Origin of the sequence: Varibaculum vaginae (assembly GCF_900604285.1) — a bacterium.
Taxonomy (GTDB): Bacteria; Actinomycetota; Actinomycetes; order Actinomycetales; family Actinomycetaceae; genus Varibaculum; species Varibaculum vaginae.
The window spans coordinates 414,214-435,118 of the sequence record NZ_UWNY01000001.1 but is presented as its reverse complement, the minus strand read 5'-3'; the positions used below and the strand labels follow the sequence as shown (position 1 = coordinate 435,118).

The following is a 20,905-nucleotide window of genomic DNA, read 5'->3' as shown; positions in this document are numbered from 1 at the left end:
AGGACAAAATGAATCTTCTGGAAGCCGTGGAGGGGCAAACCTATATCGTTAAAGATATAGACACTGATGACCCCGAGATGGACAGTTTCCTGTTTCGTCTAGGATGCTATAGCGGCCAAGAAATCACGGTTATTTCTCGTAAACGTAAAATGTGCATCGTGGTAATTAAAGACAGCCGGTACAGTATCGACAACCAGATTGCGGAAGCTATCATGATCTAGGGTGCCGACAGAGTGCCTCTTTAGTGGTTATCCTCCTCCCTGCGTCCAGGGAATGGCTAGGTAAAAGCACTTAGGGGCTTCCTCTCCTCACTTAAGCGAGGAGAGGGAGCTGTAAGAAAAGGCAAATAGCTCTGTTTACGACTAAACAGGATACTGCCGGCTAGCGTGGTGTTACTCTTGTATCTTTTACCGGCCATGCCCCTATGAAGCAAACATTCAGAATTACCGCAAAAAGCAAAAAAGGATCCCGCCGGGGAAAAATTCCCCCGGCGGGATCCCTATATGTTTTCAGCTATTTTCGTCACGCCCAAAGCCGGGCGCGACAATCCTTAGCGAGGATCGTCAGTCGCTAGCTCTTTTGTCAGCGAGCTATCCAACGTAATGGATGGCCCCATAGAAGTAGAAATCGCAACCTTCTTAATGTACAGCCCCTTTAGAGCTGCCGGGCGCAAACGTAGAACTTCATCCAAAACAGCCTGGTAGTTCTCTGCCAGCTTCTCGGCATCAAAAGAACTCTTACCCAGCACGACGTGTAGATTAGCGTGCTTATCAACCCGGAAGTCGATACGCCCACCCTTGATCTCTTTAACCGCCTTTTCTACATCCATAGTGACGGTACCGGTACGGGGGTTAGGCATTAGGCCACGCGGCCCTAGAACACGCCCGAGGCGTCCTACCTTGCCCATCATATCCGGGGTAGCTACCGCTACATCGAAATCCAGGTATCCACCTTGAACTTTTTCGATTAGCTCGTCGCCGCCAGCCTCATCCGCTCCGGCAGCTAACGCCTCTTTATCCTTGGGGCTATTGGCAAAAACCAGGACCCTAACGGTCTTACCAGTGCCATTGGGCAAAGAAACGGTACCGCGAATCATCTGATCCGATTTCCGCGGATCAACCGTGAGACGGAAAACCGCATCAACGGTGGAATCGAACTTGGTGGAAGCGATCTCTTTCGCCAAGCGGAAAGCCTCTAGCGGTTGATAGAGCCGATCCTTATGAACTTTTTCAGCGGCCTGTTTAAAGGCCTTCGAGTGCTTTTTCATCTGCTTTTCTCCTTGCAGGTTGTGGTGAGGGCGCACATTCCCCTCCACGGTTTATAGTCTTACTTTGGGTACTCGCCGGGTTAGCCCTCGACGACAACTCCCATAGAACGAGCTGTTCCCGCGATAATCTTTGCTGCCGCATCGATATCGTTCGCGTTTAGATCATCCTTCTTTTGCTCGGCGATCTCTTTAACCTGAGCCAGGGTCAGTTTCGCCACCTTATTGGTGTTCGGCGTACCAGAGCCCTTGGCGATACCAGCAGCTTTCTTAATCAACTGAGCAGCTGGCGGAGACTTAAGAACGAAATCAAAAGAGTGATCCTCGTAGACACTAATTTCTACCGGAATCACGTTTCCGCGTTGATCCTGCGTAGCCGCATTGTAGGCCTTGCAGAACTCCATAATATTTACCTGGTGCTGCGAAAGCGCGGGGCCCACCGGGGGCGCCGGGTTTGCAGCACCGGCCTCGATCTGTAATTTGATCAGGCCGATTACCTTCTTTTTCTTGGCAGGCATATAGGGTCCTTCTCAATATAATTTCTTGATTTTACTTTCCCGACGGTTGCCGGAAACTCTTTACTGTCTGGCAATTTTCCCGCAGGAAAAACTGCCAGCACAGTCGTCCATTCTAAGGGCGCAACCACCCTTACAACCAATTAGGACTGCTCACTGTGAGCAATTAAATCTTTGCTACCTGGTTAAATCCTAGCTCTACCGGAGTTTCCCGATCGAAGATTACCACCAGAACCTTTAGTTTCTGCTGGTCAGGCATAATCTCTGAGATAGTAGCCGGCATGGTAGCGAACGGACCGTCAGTAACGGTAACGTTCTCGCCGACCTCGAAATCAACCTCAATAACTGGCTGTTCTGGTTGCTTAGTCTTGCTAGCTCGTTCATCCTGCAGCTCTGCAGCCTTAATAGAGGCAGGGGTAGGAGCCAACATGGACACTACCTCGTCCTCGCTTAGCGGCATCGGATGCTGCGAATCCCCGACGAATCCAGTTACCGCGGGGGTGTCTTTAACTACCCGCCAGGCATCAGGGGCATCCTCAACAGCCTCCATACGTACCAGGGCATACCCGGGAATCCGTACCCGATCCACCACTTTTCGTTCAGTGGACTTTACCTGGACGACTTTTTCCATCGGCACCTCAATCTGGTAGATCTGATCTTCCATATTGAAGGTGACAATTCGCTGTTCCAGATTCGCTTTCACTCGTCGCTCATAGCCGGAATAAGTGTGCAGCACATACCAATACCCCGGAAGGAACTCTAGTTCTTCCCGTAGTTTGTCTTGTTCGGCTCGAGAAAGCTCTTCAGCGGTGGCTGAAGGTGCGAGCTCTTGGTCTTGAGCGGTGTCGGTAATCTCAAGTGCAGGGGCAGCCTCTTGATCTGCGGCTGCTTCCGAGATGGGAGCTTCCTGCTCTACTACTGTTTCTGAAGGCGCGGCTGCTTCCGCGCTGACCTGCACGTCCACTTCGGCTAGCGAGTTCGCGCCAGTGGAGGCACCTTCCTCCGAGGAGAATACGGGATCGTTGCTCACGGTATTTTCTTCCTGCTCCTTATTGCCTACTTGCAAATCTTGTTCCTTAAGTAAGTTAACCGCCGAATACTTTGCTGACTACCCAGGCGGTCAATACGTCGATAACCCCTGAAAAGGCCATCATCGCCAGTACAAATACAATCACGACCACAAAGAACGTGGTGAGCTCATCACGAGTTGGCCAGACAACCTTCTTTAATTCCGCGATAACCTGCCGCACAAACTGCACGATGCGGCTCCAAAAACCACTTTTTGCCGTTTTGGCATCTGCCTCTACGGAGGCCGCGCCCTCGTTAGGTGCCAAGATCGTTTCCTCACTTGCTGTCTTGGAGCTCCCGTCGAAGCCCCTATTTCGTCCTGTACCGGGCCCGGCACAGGTTTCAAATTTGCAGGGCAGGCGGGACTCGAACCCACAACCTACGGTTTTGGAGACCGTTGCGCTACCAATTGCGCCACTGCCCTTCCAGCCTAATGGCTGACCGAATACGGTGCTAAACAAGTTTATGAGGTTTTATGGATTGCGTCCAACCAAAATAGTCGCTTAGTGGGGAAAAACGCATCCTTTTATTTCTCTCACCCGCGAAAATAACAATTTAACAAGTAATACTGCTCAAAATAGTTATTGCATTTTGGTCTCGTTAGTTAAGAAACAGATGGGCGTGGCAAAATGAGAGCATGACTAAACCGCAAGAACACATAATTTCGAATCGTCTAGCCCAGATTTCCCCCTCTGCAACTTTGGCAGTAGATGCCGCCGCAAAAGAACTTAAAGCTCAGGGGCGTCCAGTCATCGGATTCGGCGCAGGGGAACCCGATTTTGCCACCCCTGATTATATTGTGAAAGCTGCGCAAGAGGCCTGCGCTGACCCCGCAATGCACCATTACAGCTTGGGGAAAGGACTTCCGCAACTACGGGAAGCTATCGCTAAAAAGACTTTGCGGGATTCTGGTTACGAGGTTGATCCTAACACCGAAATTATTGTTACTAATGGTGGTAAACAGGCTGTTTTTGAGGCGTTTTCTGCAATAGTGGAAGTGGGCGACGAAGTCATTATGCCCACCCCGTACTGGACTACTTACCCGGAAGTTATCAAAATAGCGGGCGGCGTCCCGGTTCCGGTGATGGCGGGAGCAGATCAACACTATAAAGTCACAGTGGAACAGCTGGATGCTGCCAAGACTGACAAGACTAAGGCACTGCTGATTGTTAGCCCCTCTAACCCCACCGGAGCGGTTTATGACGCGGAAGAACTTAAAGCCATCGGGCAGTGGGCAGTGGAGAATCGTATCTGGGTGATTACCGATGAGATCTACGAGCATCTGACTTACGACGGTGTTCGCGCTGAACATATTGTGAACCTGGTTCCAGAACTAGCTGAACGCACCCTGGTGTTGAATGGGGTAGCTAAAACCTATGCCATGACTGGATGGCGTGTGGGCTGGATGATTGGACCTAAAGATGTAATCAAATCCTGTGCTGCTTTCCAATCCCACACCACCGGAAACGTATCAAATATTGCGCAGCGCGCTGCTCTTGCGGCCGTCGATGGACCGTTGGATAAAGTTGAGCAAATGCGCAAAGTATTTGACCGCCGCCGCCAGCGGATGGTGGAGCTATTGCGCCAGGTTCCTGATCTGGAAGTTCCTATGCCCCAGGGAGCTTTTTATTGTTATCCCAGCGTAGAACGGATTCTAGGCCGAGAAATCGCGGGTGAAACTCCGCAGACCTCGGCACAGCTGGCCGATTTAATGCTACGTAAGGTGGAGGTAGCGGTGGTGCCCGGCGAGGCATTCGGTCCCTCCGGTTTCTTCCGTCTTTCCTACGCGCTTAGTGATGACGACCTTGAGGAAGGCGTGGGACGGATAGTCGATTTTCTTAATCAAGTAAAATAGGTTGTCCTTAGTTGCCGGTCTATAACCTATAATCATTAGAAAGGGCGTAAGCGCGTCCTTAAAGATTTTAGGATTACTAAGAAGGGGCTCGGCGTGCGCAAGTTTGCATCAGTAGCAATAGTCATTATCGCGCTCGCCTTGGCCATCCTGATTGGAATGCGTGCCCTGTTAATCAACGGGGTTCATGAGTTAGGCCCCGCGGTTAGTTTTGAACCGCGGGTACCGGCAACCACTCAACAGACACCGCCGGTAGAATCGTTTTCTCCGTCTCCCGAGGGAATGGAGTAATCATGAGTGAAAGGCTTAGTTACCCGGAAACTAGTTTTCCCGGCGGGTCTGCTTCCTCATCGCTTACGCCCCCAGTTCCCGCTGCTCAGCCTCAGGCAGCATTACCCTCGAACCCGGCTACCACCCCCACCTCTGAAGTGGAATTACCTGGGGAAATGACCCTGCCGCAAATTCTAGAGGGTACCGGTGGAACTGGATCCGCGCCCTCACCGCAAACTTTGCAACCACAGGTAAACTCTTCACAAGCGCCTGCTAAACGCGCAGCCTATCAAGCTCGTCCACGACGGGTAATAGAAAAGACGGTTACCACCCAGGGCAAATCCCATAAGCTGCGGATTTCTAATCTGCGCAACCGCATGCTGATACACACGGTACTAATTTCAGCGTTATCCCTGACCATAGTGGGATTCATTTTACTGATTAGCGGGATGTTTCAGATTTCCTATGCGGAGCGCACCCAAACCGAAGCAATTACTGCCGACGTGCGGAACTTTACTGCAGTCGAGAACGCCAAATCCACCGGAGGTCTCGCTTCAGCCAAGGATGCAGTAACCAAGTTTATAAATGCTGCCGATGCGCCCTATAACGGCAGTTTATTAGGCTTTTCAGAGGGGAAACTAACCGCGCATAAGTGCGCGCGGGATTCTGCCGCACATCAGGATAAGCAACTGTTGAAGCAGCTAGCCAGCTACGCGGATATGGGTTCGGCAAAAATGTTTATGCTGCGCACCGACCAGGCCACCTATGCAGTAGGAATCGTACCAATCAGTGCCGCGGGCACTGATGACGCCCTACTGGCGGTAGTCTCTAACTATTCTGCCGATATTGCGCCCACCCAGACGCAGCTCCTATTATTCTCCGGCATTTCTTTCTTAGTATTAGCCCTGGTAGGACTGGTAAATGTTCGTGCCTCGCAATCGTTGTTGGCACCTATTGCTCGTCTAAGAGAAATGATGGCTTCAATTTCTAGCGAGCAGGACCTTACTAAGCGCCTGCCAGTAGAAGGCAATGATGACCTCGCGGATGTTACCCGCCAGATGAACTCGATGATCTCTCGTCTACAATCCACTTTTGATGAGCAACGTAATTTGCTGAACGATGTGGGTCACGAGCTACGCACCCCGATAACAGTGGTTCGCGGACACCTCGAACTTTTGGATCCCAATGATCCCCAAGACACCTCTCGCACTCGAGAACTAGCCTTAGAAGAACTCTCTCGAATGCATCGTCTTACCGAAGATCTGATTACGGTAGCCAAGAGTGACCGCCCTGACTTCATTCGTCCCGAACGGGTAGATATCGGGGATCTGCTTATGGATACCTTTGAAAATGCCACCCAACTGGGAGATTTCAATTGGCGAATCGACAATGTAACTATCGTAAAGACTACCGCGGATCATCAACGTTTGCAGCAAGCCCTACTTGCTCTCGCCCAAAATGCTTCTAAATTCGCTACTCCCGGAACGGTCATTGCCCTGGGAGCGGGAATAGATTATCAACAACCCCTCTTAGACAAGCAGGGAAACATGTTGAAGGCGGCCACTATCACCGCTCCTAGCCTCCAGATGCAGCCACAAGTTCCTTCGGTAGTAGGTACCCACCGTCTCAACCTGTGGGTGCGCGACCAAGGAATAGGTATCGACCCGAAAGATCAAGAACAGGTTTTCGGCCGCTTTATGCGGGTCAACCATTCCTATGCCGGATCTGGGCTGGGGTTATCAATCGTGAACGCCATCGCGCAGGCGCATGGCGGAATCCTACAAGTCCGCTCTGTGCTTTCGGTGGGATCGGTCTTTAATATCAGCCTGCCGATTTCAGATGATGATTGTAAAGATGAAATACAAGGAGAATAAAACATGACAAGCATCTTGGTGGTAGAGGACGAGCCTGGCATTTCCTCTTTCGTCGCTAAAGGACTAACCTCCGCCGGGTATAACGTAACCGTAGTCGACAAGGGTACGGACGCAATCTCCGGGGCTTTGGGAGGCGATTACTCACTAATCGTCCTGGATATTGGGCTACCCGATATGGATGGCTTTGAAGTGCTTGAACAGATTCGCGGTCAAGGTGCCACCCTACCGATTATTGTGCTGACTGCCCGCTCTTCGGTAGAGGACACTGTCAGCGGTCTGGAACAGGGTGCCGATGATTATATGTCGAAGCCTTTCCGCTTCGAGGAACTACTAGCGCGCATTCGCCTGCGCCTGCGTAATGCCACTTCAGAGGATCCCTCCAATATGGTGCAAATTAACGTTGGGGGTCTACATCTGGATTTGCGTACACGCTGCGCCACCATTAACGGAGATCCCGTAGAGCTATCGGCTCGCGAGTTCACTATGTTACAAGCCTTTATGGAACATCCTGATCAGGTGCTTTCCCGTTCCCAATTGCTAGATATGGTGTGGGGATACGATTTTGATCCGGGTTCTAATGTAGTGGATGTATATGTGCGTTATCTGCGCCGCAAGATCGGTTCAGAACGCATTGTAACCGTACGTGGTATGGGGTATCGCCTGGTAGTGATGTAGTAGTTCTTTTGGTTTTAACCTGTATCTTCCTGCATCATCTGAATCTATAAGCAGTATTCCGGGAGCCTGGATACCCTCCAGGCTCCCGGAATACCTATATTGCTATTCAATTTGTTTCGCGACAGTGATTAGGCGTTCTCTACATCGGTGTCTACCCAATCGAAGGTGCGGGTAACCGCTTTTTTCCACAACCGATAGTTCCGGTCGTACTCTTCTCGATCCTCACCAGGCTGCCAACGCTTGCCCTCTGCCCAGTTATCAATCACGTCCTGCTCGCCATCCCAAAATCCCACGGCGATGCCAGCAGCGTAAGCCGCACCTAACGCGGTGGTTTCCAAAACCTGCGGCCGCACTAGCGGCACCCCCAATTGGTCTGCCTGGAACTGCATAACCATGTCATCCTTGGTCATCCCGCCATCTACCCGTAGCTCCTTTAGCTCTACACCAGAGTCCGCCATCATGGCATCAAAAACCTCGCGGGTTTGGTACGGAGTAGACTCCTGCACTGCACGCGCAATATGACCCTTATTGTTATAGCGGGTCAGACCGACAATAGCGCCCCGAGCGTCATCCTTCCAGTAGGGGGCGAATAAACCGGAGAATGCGGGCACAAAATACACGCCACCATTGTCAGCAACAGTATTCGCCAGTTTCCCAATCTCATCCGATTTTTGGATCAATCCTAGGTTGTCGCGCAGCCACTGTACTAGTGACCCGGCAACCGCAATCGAGCCCTCCAGGGCATATACCGGCTGATTATCACCAATCTTGTAGGCCACGGTAGTAAGTAAACCGTTATTGGAGAAAACCGGTTTCTCCCCGGTGTTCATCAGGACGAAGCAGCCAGTACCGTAAGTATTCTTAGCCATACCTGGCCTAAAACAGGCCTGTCCGAAAGTAGCCGCCTGTTGGTCGCCCAAGATCCCGGAAATCGGGGTGTCAATTAGCAGACCATTCTTACGGCCATAACCGTAAACCTCAGAGGAGGAGCAAATCTCCGGTAACATCGACATCGGAATCCCAAAGTCTTTGCAAATGTCTTCCCGCCACTGCAAAGTACGGATATCCATCAACATGGTACGCGAAGCGTTGGTGACATCAGTCTTGTGTACCCCCCCCTGTACACCACCAGACATATTCCATAGCACCCAGCAATCGGTGTTCCCAAACAACAGATCACCGGCTTCTGCCTTTTCACGCGCGCCTTCGACATTGTCCAAAATCCACTTGATTTCTGGTCCGGAATAGTAGGTGGACAAATCAAGCCCACAAATGTCACGATACTTGGACAGCCCCTGTTCACCCGCAAGCTGGCGAATAATCTGCGAAGTCCGGGTATCTTGCCAAACAATCGCGTTATATATCGGTTCTCCCGTGTTTTTATCCCAAACCACCACGGTTTCACGCTGGTTAGTAATCCCCACTGCCGCGATTTCATGCCGATTAACTTCTGCTTTTTGCAGGGCGTCAGCTACACATTCGCGGATGTTATCCCAGATCTCAATCGGATTATGCTCAACCCAACCAGCCTTAGGAAATATTTGTTCGTGTTCCTTTTGCCCCAAAGACACAATTTGTCCGCCATGATCAAATAAGATTGCACGGGAAGAAGTAGTCCCCTGGTCGATGGCCATTACATATTTTTTCTCGGTCATATCTTCATCATTTAAGGTTCTTTTCCATTTTTCGCCCTCTAGCACTATTGTTCAACAAGGAGGAGCAAACGTGCGCCGCGGGCGCGGAGGTAAAACTTTTGGCAAATAATCAGCAGCGGCAAGAACTTGACCCTAATGAATATTCCACCGAACGTGATGAGCTGGCACGCAGCGCCGCACTCGCCTATTACGTACAAGGACAGACCATGGAGGCGATTAGACGACGGATGGGAGTTTCCCGTTCCACAGTTTCCCGCCTGCTTTCCTATGCCCGTAAACGGGGAATAGTTACTATTTCAGTACAAACTTCGAATAAGCCGCACACCCGCCTCGAACGCCAGATACAAGAACGCTTTGGGGTAAATGTAGATATCGTGGAGCTATCTCCCGACACTACCCAAAACCGCGTCCTCGAAACCGTGACTAAAACGGCTGCCCAAATCTTGGGACAAATGGTTAATGATGGGGAAATAGTCGGCATAGCTTGGGGGAACACTACCACCGAAATGGCTGCTCATATCAAGAAAAAGGACGTGGATGGTGTAACTTTAGTGCAGTTAAACGGCGCCGCCTCTACCGACACCTCAGGGATTGCGCATGTGGGAGGAATATTAGCGCAGATGGCATACCAGTGGAAAGCCAATATAGTACAGTTCCCGGTGCCGACTTTCTTTGATAATCCCGCCACGAAAGAAGCTCTGTGGCGTGAGGGCGCGGTGCGACGTGTCCTCAAATGGCAAGAAAAATGCACCTTGGCGGTCTTTAGTGTCGGAGCGCTGCGAGCTGAAATTCCTTCCCATGTGTATGCAGCGGGTTACCTAACACATAGTGAACTAAATAAACTGGCACTCGATAAAGTAGTCGGCGATGTTTGTACCGTTTTAATCAGACCCGATGGCTCCTGGAGCGATATTTCCCTAAACAAACGAGCCACCGGACCTAACCCGGAACAGCTACGACGCATCCCCAGGCGTTTTTGTGTAGTTGCAGGCAAAGCTAAGGCTCAATCCCTACTAGGAGCCTTAAATGCCGGGGTTGTCACCGATTTAGTTTGTGACAAAGCGGTCGCAGAAAAAGTGTGGGCATTAGCAAAGCCCTAGAATGGAGATATGGTAAAAACCGATTTCACCGACGCTTGCGAGTGGATTGCTCCCCGAACTGATCACCAACCTACAATGCCGGTTCCTGCTTGGTATCGGAAAGCTGAAGATGCCGGTTCTGCAACTCCGGACGGCGAAATTCCGGCTTTAAGAGATATGACCACTATCGGAACCGGGGGAAAACCGAAAGCGTTTCACCAGGTAGATTCCGAGGATGAGCTGGTAGCGGCGGTGCGGGAGGCGGATCGTGCCGGCAACAAACTACTGGTGCTGGGGGGAGGATCCAATCTGTTATGTGGAGAAGATCTATCAGACCTAGTGGTGGTACAGGATCTACGCACGGGAGTAACCGTAACGGAAGATACTGTTTGCGGGGGCGCCCTGGTGAGCGCACCTGCTGGCCAATCCTGGGACGAGTTCGTGTGTGCCTGCATTGATGAAGATCAGATGGGGTTAGAGGCTTTGTCCGGTATCCCAGGAACGGTGGGCGCAGCCCCGGTACAAAATATTGGTGCCTACGGACATGAAGTGGCGGAAACCCTATCTACAGTGCGAGTTTTCGATCGATTACAAGATGGGATTCGAGTACTGCCAGTCGGGGATTTACAGCTGGGGTACCGCACTTCGATTATTAAACGTTCTTTACACGACAATCAGGCCGGAGGCGGGCGTAGCTGGGGATATACCGGACGTTACGTGGTGCTCTCGGCTGATTTTCAGTTAGCACATGCCTCTCTGTCCGCGCCTATCGAATATCAACAGCTGGCAGACAAATTAGGGGTTAAGTTGGGTGAACGCGCAGATATGCGCGCAGTGCGACAGGCAGTTTTGGAGCTGCGTCGCTCTAAAGGGATGGTGCTGGATCTTGCTGATCCCGATACCCGCTCTTGCGGTTCTTTCTTTACTAACCCCATAATTTCTTCCGAGGAGGCAAAAGAACTTCCGCCTCAGGCGCCACGCTTCCCGGTATTTAATCTGCAACTGCGCAACGCAGTAACCGGCGAGGCTCCCAAAATATCTGGACTGGTCAAAACTTCTGCTGCCTGGTTGATTTCACATGCAGGATTGGAAAAGGGATTCGCCACCCCCAGCTCAAACCCAGCCGCAGGAGCGCCGCGAGCCGCGCTGTCCTCTAAGCACGTACTCGCGCTCACCAACCGCAATAACGCCACTTCTAAGGACATTGTGGAACTGGCGCGCGCGGTACAGGATAAGGTAAAAGCCAAGTTCAATGTGGATTTAGAACCTGAACCCGTGTGGGTAGCGGCCGAGGCTAACTAGTGGCGAGAAATCAAATGGGCTACATCGGTGAAAATACCAGTTGCACCCCAATTAAATAGTTCGTTGGCACGAGCAGGCGAGTTAACTGTCCACACGTTGACTCCGAATCCGGCATCCCGGAAAGATTGCACCTTTTCACGGGTTAAACCGTTATCTCCGGGGTGAATATAGCTGGCTCCCACCAGTTCTAATACGGAGCGCCAGTCATCATAAAGCGCACAGGTTTCATATAGGCAACCTAGCGGTATTTCCGGCGCTAAAGCATGAAACTCCGATAGTAGTACGTGATTAAAGCAGGAAACAATCACTTCTGGACCGTTAAGTCTTCCCAGTTCTTTGATTACTGCTTTAATCAGCTGGCGGGTCATAGCTGCTCCCGCTTCGTTGGATTTGATTTCGATATTGGCATTTAGTCCGGTTTCATTCATAAAGTCAACCAGTTGATGCAGGGTGGGAAGCTTTTCTCCCGTAAACTCGGAACTAAACCAACTGCCGGCATCAATCGATTCCAAATCTGCAGCAGTGAGCCCATAGTAACCACCCGATTTATTGGTGGTGCGATCTAAAGTGGTGTCATGGCAGATGATTACGGTTCCATCACCCAAAATATCAACATCGGTTTCAATCCAGTTCAGACCATGCTCGACCACTTTCCGGAAAGCTGCCATAGTATTTTCGGGAGCCAAAGTATTTAAGCCCCGATGCGCAAAAACCCGATTAGGTATATCCATTTTCAAATCACTTTCTAGTTGCTACCCCGTAATAATAAGCATTTTTCGGGAAATATGACTGGAACTTTTTAGGACTGCAAACCGGTGGCGGTTAGATAGGCGAGTACGGCGCGCACCCGACGGTTAGGTTCATCGGGAGTCAGTCCCAGTTTCATAAACACATTGGCGATATGTTTCGCCACGGAAGCACCCGATAAGAACAGTTTCTTTGCGATTTCCTCATTGGATAAACCTTGCGCCATCAGCCCTAAAACTTCGCTTTCCCGAGCAGTAAGGCTAGCGAGAGTGGAGCCACGTTCCCGCACCAGTTTCACGGCTACTTCCGGATCTACTACTACCCCGCCACTGGCGACGGTATTCAAAGCGTTCAAGAAATCGGCAACCCGCGAGACCCGTTCTTTTAGCAGATACCCGGTACCGGCAGCACGCTGTCCCGGTGGAGGCAGTTGGTCAGTACTAAAAAGCTGCGCCGCGTAGGCGGGTGCCACGTATTGACTGAGCACCATGATTCCCAGGTCGGGATACTCTTCGCGAATCTGCACTGCTGCCCGCAAACCGTCATCACTCATGCCTGGCGGCATCCGCACATCGGTTACCAGCACATCCGGGAGCTGATCATTTTTATCCGCCTGTCTCACGGCGGCAATCAGCCCGGGCGCATCCTCGGCCTGTGCAATCACCTGATGCCCCAGGCGCTCGAGTAGCCCGGCTAACCCTTCGCGAATCAAAGTAGCATCATCAGCCAAAATGATTTTCATGCTGTCTCCTCCGCGGATACTAAAATCGGAATTTCTCCACGCACCGTAGTCGGCCCTCCTGTCGGGGAAATAACCCGTAGCGTTCCCCCGAAGGCTTCCAGGCGCGCTTGCAATCCCGCGAGGCCATGACCGGGGTTAATACTTGCTCCCCCTGCACCATTATCAGTGATTGAAAGCACGAGGGAAGAACCTGCCACAATCAATACCGAGACCTGCGCTTGTGGCGCATATTTCGCCACATTGGTGAGAGATTCGCACACCAGGTAATAGGCTGCAGCGGCGGCTCCCGGCGGCAATTCGGGCAACTCGAAGGGCATCCGTAAATCCACATCTAGTACAGATTCTGCACAGACATCCCGTACCGCCTCGGCCAGTCCCTTATCAGAGAGAACTTTCGGATGCACCCCGGCAACCGTACGTCGCAGCGCCGCTAAGGCCTGGTCATTGGCATCTTGCGCCTCTCGTAAAAGAGTTAAAATCTGTTTCAGCTGTTCTACAGTGCGGGATTCTTCCGCAGCGTCCCCTTCCGGGCGATCCCCCGTCCCTTCCGAGGATGCCAGCGTTTCTAGGTTTAGTTCCGCCTCGCCCACTTTCATCGAGGCTGCCACCAGGTATTGCTGGGCGCCATCATGCAGATCCCTCTCAATACGACGCCGTTCGATCTCGAAAGCATCTACGATCTCGCGGCGGGAACGGTGTAGCTGGATAATTTCTTTCGCACTTAGCGGGCCGGAAGCAGCAATAGCGAAAACTAAGCGAGCATAGATTCCGCTGGCTAACGCAAACAGTAGCCATAACATAACCAACGCCAAGTAACCTCGCTGGTCACCGGAGATTCTCATACCCAGGAGGTACCTAAGTATCAGGATCAATAAATTGAGTAGCGGCAGGGAAGCAACCAGATTTGCTAATAGGCAAAACAGGAAAATCGGGATGGAACGGAAATTTATGTACTCCGGGGCGCTCTGGGCATGTTTGTCAAGCACACTTTCCTCTCCGGGGATTTTCCAAAAATGCCAGATAGAGGCATCCTGCCGCCCTAGCATCGCGCTGGCACGGTACCGAACCACCGCGGTGTAGTGGAAAAGTACCTCTCGTGAACGGCGGAACATAACCAGCATTGCAACAATGTGTACCACCAGGGAAAAAAGCTCTATTGCTAGGAAAGGTATCCCTAGTAGGAGAGTAGAGCGCACGAGTGGGACTCGGCGGTAGGTTACTCCGCGAAAATAGGGATCGGTTCGCTGCATATCTTTATTTTATGAGGGCGTGCCCAGATAAGAACACCGCCTCCTGGCTACTTTTTGGGTAGTGCCAGCTCTACCTAAAAATTAGTTTCTACCCGCTGTCAGCAAAAGAGCCAACCCCTCAAAATAGGAGTATGTTGATTAGAACCCAGGGACTGAGCAAAATTTATGGTTCACACACGGTGCTCGCCGATATTGATTTAACTATTGGTGAGGGCGAGCAGGTGGCGATTACCGGGCCTACTCAGGCAGGCAAGACCACCCTGCTTTACCTGTTGAGCGGAATTTTACGCCCTTCTTCCGGGTCAGTAATTTTAGATGGTCGGGATTTATCAAAAATGTCTCGCCGCCAAATTCAGGCACTACGACGTGAACGGTTTGGTTTTATTTTCCAATCCGAACAGCTACTTCCAGAACTGCAGGTTCAAGAAAATGTGGCCTTACCTCTATTGTTACAAGGATTTGGACGCACGGAAGCTAAGCAGCGGGCTCGACAGGAACTAGAACGCTTGGGTTTGGAAAATATTGCTTATCACCTAACCGCACATGTTAGTACGGCGCAGGCGGCACGGATAGCGATTGCCCGCGCTTTAGCGCCCCGCCCCCAGGTGATTGTTGCCGACCAGCCCACCTCGTTGTTAGATCCAGTTGCTGGGCAAGAAGCAATGCAGGCTTTATCGCTGGCAGCAACCCGCACCCGTGCTACCCTCTTAGTTTCTACCGTAAATCCACAGGTAGCTTCCTGGTGTCAGCGAATTATCACTCTGCGTGACGGGTTGATTGCACAAGACAGTGTGCGCGAATCTTCCTCGGAAACCAGATTTCAGGTGGAGGACGCATAGATGGCTCTGAGCCGAATAATTTTATCGTGGCAAGGGCGGAAGTTTAAAGACCGCAAAGCCGAAGCAGTCTCAGTACTTTCAGCAGCGATTACCTTTTACTGCCTATTTTCCTTACTAGGGGGGGTTAACGCTTTTCTATTTAAGCGCTTACCCCGCTTAACTGCAGGTACCGATACCTTTGGGCGCGCCTTGGCGGCACTTCCTAGTAAATCTCGCAGCTACGAGCATGAAGCCATATCTGTAGTTTATGTTTCGCTATTCCTTTTCGCCGTCCTCCTCATCTTGTTTCCACTGCTAGCGCTTTGGTGGAACCGCCTGGAACTAGATGGGCAACGCCTAGGGGATGCTTTGGTTAGCCTACACCGTCTGGGAGCGAGCACGGGAACTCGTTTTTTCTTTAGTTGCTACTCGATTTATGGCAATATTTTTGCGGGATTCATACTGGGAGCTGGTAGTTATGCGCTCTCTTTACCGCTTTTTGAAAATATCCAGATTCTCGGTATTAACCCCACTGCTAAAGACTTCTTTCCCCCTCGCTGGATTCTGACCCTGTCTCTTGGAATTTTGCTGGTACTACCAATCTGGAAAATCAATCTACTTTTACGCCAGCATCGGGGGGTTCCCGTGGACTCTCGACACAGCTTTACTGGCTCTTTTCTTCCTTCTCGGTTTCAGAGTTCCCCCTTTTTCTGGTTAATTCTGCTGGCACTACCTATTGGCCTAGTTGGGATCGTAATCGCGGGATTATCAGCGATACTTCTGGCGCCAATCCTGATGCTAACGTTCTTTTGGGTACTGCTATTCTGGCTACCCGCAAAATTGTTATCTTTGGCGGTTTGGCCGTTAACTCTCAGCCGCCACCCTGCGATTCTATTAGCAGCCCGCTCTATTCGTGCTCATGCTTCACATTTTTGGATAGCTTTGGCACCGGTACTTTCCCTGTTTGCCACCTATTTGTTATCTCTTTCCTTCCTTGCGGCAGCAGCTAGCTACACCGATTCTTTAAGCCTAGAAGCCCGCTCTAACAGTATAGATAGCCAATCTCAAGCAACTTTGCAGCTGCATTACTTACTGTTACACCTGGTGCAACAAGACGTGAAAACCGGCTGGCTCTTAACTGCGACAATAGTGGCGCTAATTACTGCATTTTCCCTGGCTACCACAGTGATGGCCTCTAATCGTCGCGAACAAGAGCAAACCAATCTGCTTTTAAAGCTTGGATGTCCACCCGCAGTAATCTTCAGGGCGCGTATGTGGGAAATAATCCTCGTCTACACTTTTGGGCTATTACTAGTAGCGGGATGCACATGCCTATTGTTTATCGCTACTCTCTCGATGCGCGTTTCTCCTCCGATTAGCACTTGGGGAATCGTGACCTCAGCAATAACCCCCCTCACCTGGATGATGATTGGGGTTTTAGGGTTACAAGCCCTGGTATTTATGACGCTCACGCGGGTGCGCAATACCGAAATACTCCCGCATTTTAAACCCTGCAATTTACAATCTAGACAGCGAGTAAGCCCGCACGATCCGACTGTTTTACTTCCGGAATCTTCAATAACTTCGGAAAGCTCTAGCGAAATCGCAACCAATCTTTTGCAAGGAAATGAAAGGTAAACCGGTGAACAATAATCAGCCCTTCCCGCCAGCAACTCCCGAGGAGTTCCACCGCTACCAAAAGCCTCGCCACGTAACGCCGCCGGCTTTTGCCAGTCCTCCTCCAGCTATGCCCGTAGTCAAACCCCAACTTCAGCCAAAAGTACAGCCGAACCCGCAGCCGAATTTCCCCGCAGCTCACGAACGCCCCCCTGCCACGCAAGCCTCTAGCTCACAATTGGCAAACCCCCTACTCAGAGAAACTGGCACTCCCGAAGCCGCAAACCCGGCTATACCGAAAACTGCAAAAGCGGTAAGCCCCGCTTTCCCCCAGTCGCAAGCAAGCGGGCAGCAAATTCCGGCGGCAGTTAGCCCGCAACTACCACCATTGGCTTCCCCGCATACTGCCGTGCCTAGTGGAACATCACGCCCCCAAAATACTGTAACTACCAGCGATAACATGCCACAGGGGGCGCCGGTAGTCAACCTCAATAATGTTTATAAAATCTATCGACAGGGTGAAACTGAGGTACGCGCCCTCGACGGTATTAATCTACAAATCTTTTTCGGACAGTTTACCGCGATTGTCGGACCTTCCGGATCGGGGAAATCCACGCTTTTGCATTGCCTTGCCGGCCTAGACAGTGTCACCAAAGGAACGGTGAGAGTCGCCGGTAAAGACCTGGCCAAAATGAACGACAAAACTCTCACCCAATTCCGGCGGGATCACATCGGGTTTGTTTTCCAATCCTTCAATCTGATGCCCACCCTGACTGCCTTGGAAAATATCCGGCTTCCCCAACTACTAGCGGGCAAAAAGATCTCTCCCACCTGGGAAAACCAGATTATTGAAATCCTAAACCTCAAAGACCGGCTAACTCATAAGCCATCCGAACTCTCTGGAGGACAGCAGCAACGCGTGGCGGTCGCCCGCGCCTTAGTTACCAAGCCTGCGCTGCTGGTAGCAGATGAACCCACCGGAAACCTAGATTCGGCCTCTTCGCAGGAAGTCCTGAAACTGCTGCGCAACGCCGCCAGTGAACTAGGTCAATCGGTGGTGATGGTTACCCACGATCCGGATGCGGCAGCGGTTGCTGATCGGGTGTTGATCGTCAAAGACGGAAAAATCACCCAAGAACTGACTCATCCCACTCGTCAACAACTTTCCCAAGTGATTTAAATGCGTTTCCTAACTAAAGCCAATCTGAAAGCCCACTCGCGGCAATATATTGCTACTGCCTGCGCTATTATCATTTGTTGCATTTTCATTTGTATCGCCAGCTCCTTTGGATCCGTTATGGGGTGGACTATCGGTTCGGGAGAAACCCAATTGATGAAGAACACCCAGGTAGTGATTACCGATGGAAGCTTCCAGGAAGATTCGCGAGCAGCCGTAAATGGCAAAGTCCATATGGAAACGAATCAAGGCGATCCACTAGCGAAGATTCTGGCTGATCGCACGAGGATTCGTCAGGCAAATGGGGCCGACCTGGAATTACAGCCGGTTTATCAGACCGGTGTCGCTGCTAACATCGGGAAGAAATTTATACAGATGCAAGGGATAGGGCTGTTTCCGCCCCAGTTCTATCGTCCTCCCCTTAGTGAAGGGAAAGCACCTACCGGCAAAAATCAGATTGCCCTGGCCGCGAGCTATTTAGAGAAAACCGGCGTCTGGGTGGGAGACAGTATCGAAATTCAGGTTCCTCCCCCTGACGATAAAGAGGGTGCGCAGCCTACAACCTTAAAAGCTACGGTTAGTGGGATCATTAAGCGCGATTCCTCAATGTATATCGGTCAAGTTCCCGATGTTTATCTCTCCCCGGAACTGGGTAAACAATTAGCGCGAGCCACCGGAGTGGGAATTAATGAGATTTTGGTTCATACTGATCAAGACCCGGCGGAGCTTGCGCTAAAACTGGGTAAATATCTAAATGACAAACAGCTACTCACGGAAAACTTAGCGGTGGTTACCGTTGCCCAGCAACAAAGCGAAACCGCTTCTGGCCAAGCTGAGCAAATCGCGCTCCAGGCGATTGTCCTATTCTTCCCACTACTAGCGGTGCTGGTTTGTATGGGGATTGTTTCGGTTACTTTTGAAGTGGTATTGGCTAGAAGGCGACGGGAAACCGCGCTGTTGCGCTGCGTAGGCGCCACCGTTGCCCAGGTACGCCGCGCGGCTTTCTTGGAATGCCTGCTGGTGGGGATAATTTCCGCAGTAATTGGGACTCTAATTGGTTGGCTGGGGTCAATCAGCCTGGTCTATGGCAGTGGCATGATCGGTTCCCTTTCGCAAACCCTAGAGATAACCGGGATTTTCCCGGCAATATTATCACTGGTCACTGGGATCCTGGTGCCTCTAATTGGTGCTTTACGCCCCACCTTTGGACTCGGGAAAATTCGTCCGATTGCAGCCCTGAATATCCAGGAACTCAATAAGAAAGGCAAACCCAAGTGGCATATTTTGCACTGGATAATAACCGTGCTTTTCACCATTTTGGGAAGCGGACTATGGGTTTTGGCCTGGAGGAATCATGGCAGTGAAGACGGAGAGAATCAGCTAATAGCGTTGGGCGGAGCAATCGCCGGTGCCTTAATCCTGATGTGCGCCGCCCTGATGATCTGTCGTTTCCTATTGCCAGCATTTACCGCCCTATTTACTCGCCCCTTCGCCCGTAAGTCCGCTACCGCTAAACTTGCTGGTGAAAACGTGAAACGGGATCCTCATCGCACCGGAGCTACCGCTACTGCCCTGGTGCTGGGGGTTACTTTGATGGCAACCATTTTGATTGGCACTGCCTCGGTACAAAAAACCGTAAATGATGAAATCAACCGGCGCTTCACAGTTGACTATTCCCTGATATCAGCCAACCCGAGCATCCCTTTACCCAAGAACGAACTAAAGAAAGCTGCCCAGGTTGAGGGGGTTAGCGCTATTGGAGAAATCCCCGGAATAGTTACGCAGGCGATTACAGATACGCAGGGCATACCGCTTAGCGAGGGACAGCTGACGGGCAGAGCTCTCGAAAATCCGGGGGAGGCGAAACCAGCAGATACGGAACCGGGAACCGAAACTTCCGGATCTACTAGCAGCGCCACCCCAGAAACAAACGTCGAAACCGGCGGTAGCGAGACTGCTGACGCTAACGAGGGCGCGGGCGGTAAAAAACCCCAGGTGTCCTCACTGGTAGTAGTCACTTTGCCTGACATGGTTAATTCTTTAACTCGAAAAAGGATTACAGAGCCTCAGCGCGGAGAAATATGGCTGGTAGGAGAGGTAGAAAAATCCTTATCGCAACCGGTAAACCTAAGTTTCAAGGGAGGGGGAAAGTTAGGCGTCAAGGCGAAGAAGATACCTGCTAGCGCCAGTGGGTTTCCCGCTGATTACAGCACGGTCTACGGGGTGATTTCCCGGGCAGACTTTGAGCAGTTAACCTCCAAGGGCGCAAAAGCCAAAAGCTACGGGGTGATGGCGAAATTTGATTTGTCGCGGGGCACCACCGACACTATTCAGACGATTCAAGACTTCACCAACCAGTTTTGGGAGTTACCATCAGCGAGTATGGAAAGTTCCGCGATGATTTCTTCCATTGTCACTATGGTTTTACGGGTAATGATGGTGATTTTGCTGTGTCTGCTGGGAATTTCTGCCATCGTCGCTCTCGTAGGGGTGGCAAACACCCTCAGTTTGTCGGTGGTTGATCGTGCCCAAGAAAATGCGCTGCTGCGGGCAGTGGGTGCCACTCGCACTCAAATTAGGAGGATGCTAATTACCGAAGGCACCATGATTGGATTCGGCGCCTTAATAGTGGGAATGGCCTTATCGGTACTCTTCTCCTGGTTTGTGATGCAGTGTATGCCCTTTGCTGGTTTGATCTCCCAAAAGAATATTGAACTTAAGATTCCTTGGCTCTGGGTAGGGCTGGTAGTACTGATAACCGAACTCTTCTGTTTCTTAGCATCGGTGCTACCCGGTAGGCGCGCCGCCAAGGCCAGTCCCATCGAGGCTCTAAATGCCGCCGACCAGTAAGATTTAAGGAAACTTTATTGCGCGAACATAATTTACATTCCGGCAACGGCAACGAGTTTTAGCTCCGGTTTCCCCCTGCGGAACACTCACGTTTATCCCTGCAAGCTCTAGTTACTTACTAAACTCAAAAACACAACGCTAATAGAGAAA

The 20,905-nt window shown here is 51.2% G+C and carries 19 protein-coding genes and 1 tRNA gene; 11 read left to right on the top strand and 9 right to left on the bottom strand.

Annotated features, from left to right (window positions below):
• Window positions 1-8 precede the first annotated feature (8 nt).
• Window positions 9-221 carry a FeoA family protein gene (locus tag EFB02_RS01820; RefSeq protein WP_122819822.1) on the top strand — a complete coding sequence of 71 codons (213 nt, stop codon included), beginning with the start codon at window positions 9-11 and terminating at the stop codon, window positions 219-221.
• 329 nt (window positions 222-550) lie between these two features.
• On the opposite strand, the gene rplA is transcribed toward EFB02_RS01820, so the two are convergent.
• From rplA to EFB02_RS01795, 5 genes are all read right to left on the bottom strand, one after another.
• Window positions 551-1,267, bottom strand: coding sequence for a 50S ribosomal protein L1 (rplA, locus tag EFB02_RS01815; protein WP_122820622.1), 717 nt, complete (start codon window positions 1,265-1,267; stop codon window positions 551-553).
• 80 nt (window positions 1,268-1,347) lie between these two features.
• Window positions 1,348-1,782: a 50S ribosomal protein L11 gene (rplK, locus tag EFB02_RS01810; RefSeq protein WP_122819820.1), complete on the bottom strand. Its 435-nt coding sequence runs from the start codon at window positions 1,780-1,782 to the stop codon at window positions 1,348-1,350.
• Between the two features lie 163 nt (window positions 1,783-1,945).
• Window positions 1,946-2,809 (bottom strand): transcription termination/antitermination protein NusG, encoded by an 864-nt coding sequence (gene nusG / locus EFB02_RS01805; RefSeq protein ID WP_234992696.1) that lies wholly within the window; start codon window positions 2,807-2,809, stop codon window positions 1,946-1,948.
• Window positions 2,810-2,864: 55 nt separating this feature from the next.
• Entirely contained in the window at window positions 2,865-3,113 is a 249-nt protein-coding gene (secE, locus tag EFB02_RS01800) for a preprotein translocase subunit SecE (RefSeq protein ID WP_122819815.1), read from the bottom strand.
• A gap of 85 nt (window positions 3,114-3,198) precedes the next feature.
• Window positions 3,199-3,271 (bottom strand) — tRNA-Trp (locus EFB02_RS01795).
• Between the two features lie 213 nt (window positions 3,272-3,484).
• Here EFB02_RS01795 and EFB02_RS01790 point away from each other — a divergent pair.
• The 4 genes from EFB02_RS01790 (at window position 3,485) to EFB02_RS01775 (ending at window position 7,518) form a co-directional block, all read left to right on the top strand.
• Window positions 3,485-4,702 carry a pyridoxal phosphate-dependent aminotransferase gene (locus EFB02_RS01790; protein WP_122819813.1) on the top strand — a complete coding sequence of 406 codons (1,218 nt, stop codon included), beginning with the start codon at window positions 3,485-3,487 and terminating at the stop codon, window positions 4,700-4,702.
• Between the two features lie 93 nt (window positions 4,703-4,795).
• On the top strand, window positions 4,796-4,990 hold the full coding sequence (locus EFB02_RS01785; RefSeq protein ID WP_122819811.1) for a hypothetical protein: 195 nt from the start codon (window positions 4,796-4,798) through the stop codon (window positions 4,988-4,990).
• A 2-nt stretch (window positions 4,991-4,992) separates the two neighbouring features.
• Window positions 4,993-6,843, top strand: coding sequence for a sensor histidine kinase (locus tag EFB02_RS01780; protein ID WP_122819809.1), 1,851 nt, complete (start codon window positions 4,993-4,995; stop codon window positions 6,841-6,843).
• A gap of 3 nt (window positions 6,844-6,846) precedes the next feature.
• On the top strand, window positions 6,847-7,518 hold the full coding sequence (locus tag EFB02_RS01775) for a response regulator transcription factor (RefSeq protein ID WP_122819807.1): 672 nt from the start codon (window positions 6,847-6,849) through the stop codon (window positions 7,516-7,518).
• A 128-nt stretch (window positions 7,519-7,646) separates the two neighbouring features.
• Here the strand turns inward: EFB02_RS01775 and glpK are convergent, their stop codons facing one another.
• Window positions 7,647-9,173 (bottom strand): glycerol kinase GlpK, encoded by a 1,527-nt coding sequence (gene glpK, locus EFB02_RS01770; RefSeq protein ID WP_122819805.1) that lies wholly within the window; start codon window positions 9,171-9,173, stop codon window positions 7,647-7,649.
• Window positions 9,174-9,271: 98 nt separating this feature from the next.
• Between glpK and EFB02_RS01765 the strand changes: the two genes are divergently transcribed.
• Both EFB02_RS01765 and EFB02_RS01760 read left to right on the top strand, forming a co-directional pair.
• Window positions 9,272-10,273 carry a sugar-binding transcriptional regulator gene (locus EFB02_RS01765; protein WP_234992695.1) on the top strand — a complete coding sequence of 334 codons (1,002 nt, stop codon included), beginning with the start codon at window positions 9,272-9,274 and terminating at the stop codon, window positions 10,271-10,273.
• A 9-nt stretch (window positions 10,274-10,282) separates the two neighbouring features.
• Window positions 10,283-11,554 carry a UDP-N-acetylmuramate dehydrogenase gene (locus tag EFB02_RS01760; RefSeq protein ID WP_234992694.1) on the top strand — a complete coding sequence of 424 codons (1,272 nt, stop codon included), beginning with the start codon at window positions 10,283-10,285 and terminating at the stop codon, window positions 11,552-11,554.
• On the opposite strand, the gene EFB02_RS01755 is transcribed toward EFB02_RS01760, so the two are convergent.
• The 3 genes from EFB02_RS01755 to EFB02_RS01745 all read right to left on the bottom strand — a co-directional run bounded on the left by EFB02_RS01755 (window position 11,551) and on the right by EFB02_RS01745 (window position 14,182).
• A complete protein-coding gene (locus EFB02_RS01755) occupies window positions 11,551-12,285 on the bottom strand; it encodes a glycerophosphoryl diester phosphodiesterase (protein WP_200831523.1) in 735 nt (244 codons plus the stop codon). The two genes, EFB02_RS01760 and EFB02_RS01755, sit on opposite strands and share 4 nt — an antisense overlap.
• 68 nt (window positions 12,286-12,353) lie before the next feature.
• Window positions 12,354-13,043 (bottom strand): response regulator transcription factor, encoded by a 690-nt coding sequence (locus EFB02_RS01750; protein ID WP_122819803.1) that lies wholly within the window; start codon window positions 13,041-13,043, stop codon window positions 12,354-12,356.
• Window positions 13,040-14,182 (bottom strand): sensor histidine kinase, encoded by a 1,143-nt coding sequence (locus EFB02_RS01745; protein ID WP_234992693.1) that lies wholly within the window; start codon window positions 14,180-14,182, stop codon window positions 13,040-13,042. The genes EFB02_RS01750 and EFB02_RS01745 overlap by 4 nt, the downstream gene beginning before the upstream one ends.
• Before the next feature lie 242 nt (window positions 14,183-14,424).
• Here EFB02_RS01745 and EFB02_RS01740 point away from each other — a divergent pair, with 242 nt between their 5' ends.
• From EFB02_RS01740 to EFB02_RS01725, 4 genes are read left to right on the top strand one after another with little or no spacing between them, the layout of a single operon-like run.
• A complete protein-coding gene (locus tag EFB02_RS01740) occupies window positions 14,425-15,132 on the top strand; it encodes an ABC transporter ATP-binding protein (protein ID WP_122819801.1) in 708 nt (235 codons plus the stop codon).
• Entirely contained in the window at window positions 15,133-16,749 is a 1,617-nt protein-coding gene (locus EFB02_RS01735) for a hypothetical protein (protein ID WP_122819799.1), read from the top strand. It begins immediately after the preceding gene.
• Window positions 16,750-16,753: 4 nt separating this feature from the next.
• Window positions 16,754-17,908 carry an ABC transporter ATP-binding protein gene (locus EFB02_RS08795; protein WP_234992692.1) on the top strand — a complete coding sequence of 385 codons (1,155 nt, stop codon included), beginning with the start codon at window positions 16,754-16,756 and terminating at the stop codon, window positions 17,906-17,908.
• Window positions 17,909-20,755, top strand: a complete 2,847-nt coding sequence (locus EFB02_RS01725) for an ABC transporter permease (RefSeq protein WP_122819796.1) — start codon at window positions 17,909-17,911, stop codon at window positions 20,753-20,755.
• The last annotated feature ends 150 nt before the right edge of the window (window positions 20,756-20,905 follow it).